This is a genomic window from Mycobacterium sp. (assembly GCF_036488105.1).
Taxonomy (GTDB): domain Bacteria; phylum Actinomycetota; class Actinomycetes; order Mycobacteriales; family Mycobacteriaceae; genus Mycobacterium.
Genome location: NZ_DASXHW010000416.1, coordinates 1 through 3,622 on the forward strand (window position 1 = coordinate 1; position 3,622 = coordinate 3,622).

The 3,622-nt window shown below is 64.2% G+C and carries 2 protein-coding genes and 1 pseudogene; all 3 read left to right on the forward strand.

Annotated elements, in window-relative coordinates; genetic code table 11:
* Positions 1-1,024 precede the first annotated feature (1,024 nt).
* Entirely contained in the window at positions 1,025-1,537 is a 513-nt protein-coding gene (locus tag VGH54_RS21975) for a hypothetical protein (RefSeq protein WP_331514211.1), read from the forward strand.
* A 46-nt stretch (positions 1,538-1,583) separates the two neighbouring features.
* A complete protein-coding gene (locus VGH54_RS21980) occupies positions 1,584-2,039 on the forward strand; it encodes a helix-turn-helix domain-containing protein (protein WP_331514212.1) in 456 nt (151 codons plus the stop codon).
* A gap of 392 nt (positions 2,040-2,431) precedes the next feature.
* Positions 2,432-3,622: pseudogene (gene dnaB / locus VGH54_RS21985) on the forward strand (replicative DNA helicase); the annotation flags it as partial.

Consider the following 3,622-nt stretch of genomic DNA (forward strand, 5'->3'; position numbering starts at 1 on the left):
GGCCATCGGGGGGACCAGGCGCGACACAAACGCGCTAGCCTCACCCACCAGCGTTACTCCTAAAGTCGCCCACCCACCCCGCCTGCCAAAGGCAACCGGGTGACCACGGAGTATCAGCCGAACCGTTCCGCGTTGAGGGCCGCACCAGCCACCCCATCAAGGTGCCCCCCCAACGCTGCGCGGTCCTGAACAAGGGAGAACCGCCGGTCGGAGTCGAGCGAGGGGGAGGCACCACGCCGACCCCACGCCGTCAACACATCCGACCGGCGGTTCCGAAAGGAACAAGCAGATGTCTAAGCCATCAACTCGTCCCCTACCGCACCAGCCCTCCGGATGGCCCACTGACTTAGGGAGATCAGCGGACCTACCCTCTATGACCCCCACCCCTGGGTTTCACGGAGATGGAACCGGTACGTACACCCAGGGAACTCAGGACGGGCCATCACCACGACAAGATCGGGGTGGTGGCCCGCGTCGTCGTACCCAGGGGTGCGAACACAGGATCGCACAAGAAATGTCACCTGTCGCGCCCTACAGGCCGAATTCTAAGGTAAGGCGCCCTTCCGCCGCGACGAACGGTCGCCCAGGGACTCTTGGAGCTTCCTTGGAGGTCTCCCGGTCCTCTGTGTCGCGACGCCCCGTACCTAACCTCGCGACACAGTGTCCTGATCCACGAGAGATCGGTCGTTCTCGCCCGCCGTCGTTGAGTGTGCAACCACAAAGAGTGGCCCCCATCGACCGCACCGGTTGCCCCGGCAAGCCTGGCGCTCACGCCCCCAAGCGCATCGGCACCGCGACCGCCTACAGGCACTACGGATGCAAGTGCCCCGACGCGCGGGAAAGTTGCCGCCTTTACTACAAGCGAGGACGCGAAGGACGACGTGCGCCAGGTCTCATCGACGCAACCGGAACTGCTCGACGCCTGCAAGCCCTAGCGTGTCTCGGCTACTCGCCGCCCACCATCGGTGGAGGCTGCTTCGCGGGCTCACAACTTAGGGCAATCCGCGCCGGCCGCGCCGCCACAGTGACCGTTCCACTGCGCAACCACGTCGCCACCTTCTACTCCAAGTACTCCGAACTCCCGCTTCCCCACACGAGGGTCACCGGTCAGGCCCGCAGCCTAGCCAAGCTGCACGGCTGGGCTCCCCCAGCCGCCTGGGACAACATCGACGACGCGTTTGAGGTGCCCCAGCATCAGGCCGAGGACACGGGCGTCGTAAGCGAGCTCGAGCAGTACTCAGAACTAGTCGAGCTACTTGCCGGACGCTCCAAACTCAACGCCGAATGGCTGCCGACCGAATCTCCGCTCGACAAAGAACGCCGCATCCGGCTGAACAGTGAGGCGATCCGGATCCTCGAAGAGCGCGGCCTTGAGGCATCCGAGATTGCCTGCCGCTTGAAGCTGTCCGATCGGACCGTGCACCGGTACCGAAACCTGGGTGCTGTCGGGCCTCCGAGAGATAATTCATGCAGCAACACCCAGGCCGGGACCACCCCCTCGGCGCCCATCTCTGAAAGAGGCACCACTGCGGCATGAACAGATCAATCCAGAAGTCGACGCCCTGGACACTCTGCGGTGTCGCATGAGTTGGCTCGCTATCGCCTGGTCGGAGTCGGCCCCTGTCGGCGACGTCTACGAACGGGCCATCATCACACTGATGGCCCACCGCGCCAACGCAGACGGCACCGGGGCCTTCCCCTCCACGCCCACCTTGGCCAAGTATGCGATGTGCGATGAGCGCAGCATCAGGCGCCGCCTAGAGGTGCTGCGGGACAGGGGCCTCATCGCCTACGGCGACCAGGATCTAGCCCTCAAGATTCCAGCCAGATACAGGCCCAAGGTGTACGACCTCCTGATCCCGTTCACCTGGTACTCGGCAGCGCAACTCGTCGACGTCAACCGCGAGCGTGGCAACCAGGGGCTACCGCCACTGTCAGAGGCGGAACGGCCACCGATCCCAGAGGTGTCGCGGGCGCGGAAGTCACGCAGGGACGCGGGCATCTCGCGGCCCTGCGTGAGACAGACCGCCGGCGTGTGAATGAGGAGGGTCTACTAGTCCCTCCTGCCAGGGGGGACTAGTAGTCACCTCCAGGGGGGTCTAGTAGTCCGCGCGAGGGGGGTCTACTAGACACCCAAAACAGTCCTACTTAACACCGTCCCGGAAAACCGTCCGAAGCCTCGCGCGCTGCGCTTGCGCTGCCGCGGGACCTTCGCAAGCTCAGGTCCCTTGCCACCGAATAACTGCTGATCAACTTTGGAAGTGGGCCAGCTCCTAACTCAAGTACTAGACGCAACCACAAGAGGCAAGATCGTTTCGAGAGGCACCACACGCCGATGACAAGCGCCGCCACCCCCGCGCTAGACCCCCCCGACCACCATCGACCGCACCTAAGTTCGACGACAAGTCCTACAAGTACGACCACTTTTGACCGGCACCCCCCCCAAGACCTCGCCGCCGAGCAATCCGTCCTCGGCGGCATGCTGCTGAGCAAGGACGCCATCGCCGACGTCGTCGAGGTGCTGACATCCGACGACTTCTACCGGCCCGCCCACCAGGCGATCTATGACTGCATCCTGGATTTGTACGCCAAAGGCGAACCGGCGGACCCCGTGACGGTCGCCGCGGAGCTGCAACGTCGAGGCGCGCTGGTCAAGCTGGGCGGTGCCCCGTACCTGCACACCCTGATGTCGGCGGTACCCACAGCGGCCAATGCGTCGTACTACGCGGAGATCGTGGCGGAGAAGGCGATCCTGCGCCGCCTGGTGGAGGCCGGCACCCGAATCGTGCAGCTGGGTTATCACGGCGCGGACGGTGCCCAGGTGGACGAGGTGGTAGACCGTGCGCAGGCCGCCATCTACGACGTCACCGAGCGGCGCACCGCCAGTGAAGACTATGTGGCACTGGAGTTTCTGCTACAGCCCACCATGGACGAACTGGACGCGATCTCCAGGCAAGGTACTGCCGGTTTGGGGGTGCCGACGGGGTTGAAGGATTTGGACGAGGCCATCAACGGCCTGCACCCCGGCCAGATGGTTGTTGTGGCCGCCCGACCTGGTTTGGGAAAGTCCACCCTGGGTTTGGACTTCGCCCGGTCCTGCTCGATCAAACACGGCATGACCAGCGCCATTTTTTCCTTGGAGATGGGCCGCAACGAGATCACCATGCGACTCCTGTCGGCTGAGGCGAAGGTGCGGCTGACGGACATGCGGGCCGGGAAAATGTCGGGGGATGACTGGGAGCGCGTGGCCCAGGTGATGGCGAAAATCAGTGAGGCACCCCTGTTTGTAGACGACTCGCCGAACTTGACGATGATGGAGATCCGGGCCAAAGCCAGGCGGTTGAAGCAGCGTCACGACCTCAAGTTGCTCGTGGTGGACTACCTACAGCTGATGACCTCGGGGCGCCGGGTGGAGTCCCGCCAGCAGGAGGTGTCGGAGTTCTCCCGGCAGATCAAGCTGCTGGCCAAGGAGCTCGAGATTCCGGTGGTGGCGATCAGCCAGCTGAACCGTGGCCCCGAGCAGCGCACCGACAAGCGGCCGATGTTGTCCGACCTGCGCGAGTCGGGTTCGATCGAGCAGGACGCCGACATGGTGATCTTGTTGCACCGCCCGGACGCTTTT